This window comes from Mesorhizobium sp. M7A.F.Ca.CA.002.09.1.1, assembly GCF_003998555.1.
Taxonomy (GTDB): Bacteria; Pseudomonadota; Alphaproteobacteria; order Rhizobiales; family Rhizobiaceae; genus Mesorhizobium; species Mesorhizobium ciceri.
In genome coordinates this window covers 1-1,468 of sequence record NZ_RZRR01001142.1, presented here as the reverse complement: position 1 = coordinate 1,468, position 1,468 = coordinate 1, and the positions used below count along the sequence as shown (strand labels likewise).

Sequence of the window (1,468 nt, the reverse complement as noted above, 5' to 3'; positions counted from 1 at the left end):
TCAGATAGGGTGCGGAGGAGGCAATCGAGCCGAGCAGGCGAATGACCGACTGCTCGGCGATCAGCCGCGCATTCTGGTCGATGACGACATCGGCGAGATCGTCGACGAGATGACCGCGCGTGTCCTTGGTCAGGTCGTGGCAGATGAACACCGGCTTGCGGTTCGGCCTGGCCTCGCGGATCGCCTTTGCAACGCCCGAATGTCCAGCTCCGACGCAATAGATGCCGAGCAACTCTGGCTCGTCGTGCAGTGCCTTCATGGTCTCGGTGTAGCTGGCATCGGGCTCGTCGTTGATCTCGACGGCGCTGCTGACGGTCAGATTGGGAAACTCCTCATTGAGCACCGAGCGGAAACCCATCTCGCGTTCCTCGTGGCCGCGATAGGAACGTGAGCCGACGACCATCGCCAGATGGCCGGTGCGGCCGCCAAGGAAGCGTCCCATCAGCAGCGCCGCCGTTCGTCCCGCCACCCGGTTGTCGATGCCGACATAGGCCGCGCGCGGTGCCGTCGGAACATCGGACACCAGCGTCACCACACGCATGCCGGCTTCGACGATGTCGCGCAGGATGTTGCGCGTACGCGGATGATCGACAGCGATCACGCCAACGCCATTGGCCCTGAGCGACAGGTTTTCGACAGCGCTCTGCAGCGCGTTCGGCGAGATACCGGCGAGATTGTGGATCCGGCACGAGGCGACAAGCGGCAGACGCGCGGCGTAGTCCTCGATATGCCCGGCGAGATCGCGCATGAAGGCATTGCTGCCGATCGGCAGCAGGAATTCGAGGTGGGCGGGCCGCGAGGGCAGCGTCACCTGATCGGCGACCGGCAGGTAGCCGAGTTGCTTGGCCGCCTCCATGACGCGCTGGCGGTTGGCCGCACTCGCACCCGGCCGGTTGTTCAGCACCCTGTCGACCGTTGCGGTCGACAGCCCGCAATTGCGGGCGATATCCGAGACGGTGGCTTTCATGCCGCTACCCACAGCCCGCATTGCGGGCAATATCCGAGACGGTGGCTTTCATGCCGCTACCTATGCGCCCTGCGATGCCGCGCCAGACAAGCGATGCGATCTGAGGCAGCGGTGATTGCCGCCATCACCCGACAGTCAGTGCGACGGCTTGCCATCGGTGATGGCATCGCGGATTTCCTTGTCCGACATGCCGGTGATGATCCGCTCTACCTCCGCCACGCTGGTCGTCTTCGGGTCGATGTCGTCGGCGACCACCTTGCCCCGGCGCATGACGACGATGCGGTCGACCACCTGGAAGACATGGTGGATGTTGTGGGCGATGAAAATGCAGGAGTGACCGGAATCGCGGGCGCTGCGCACGAAACTCAGCACGCCCTGTGTTTCGGCGACGCCGAGATTGTTGGTCGGCTCGTCGAGGATGATCAGGTCGCTGTCGAAATGCATGGCGCGCGCGATCGCCACCGCCTGACGCTCGCCGCCGGAAAGCGAACCGATCGGCGT

General features: G+C 64.4%; 2 protein-coding genes. Both read right to left on the bottom strand.

Going from position 1 to position 1,468, the window contains the following annotated elements; genetic code table 11:
- On the bottom strand, window positions 1-967 hold a 967-nt coding region (locus EN994_RS31115; RefSeq protein WP_127308131.1), incomplete at its 3' end, for a LacI family DNA-binding transcriptional regulator.
- A 135-nt stretch (window positions 968-1,102) separates the two neighbouring features.
- Window positions 1,103-1,468: ATP-binding cassette domain-containing protein (locus EN994_RS31110; protein ID WP_164746400.1), on the bottom strand; the 366-nt coding region annotated here is incomplete at its 5' end.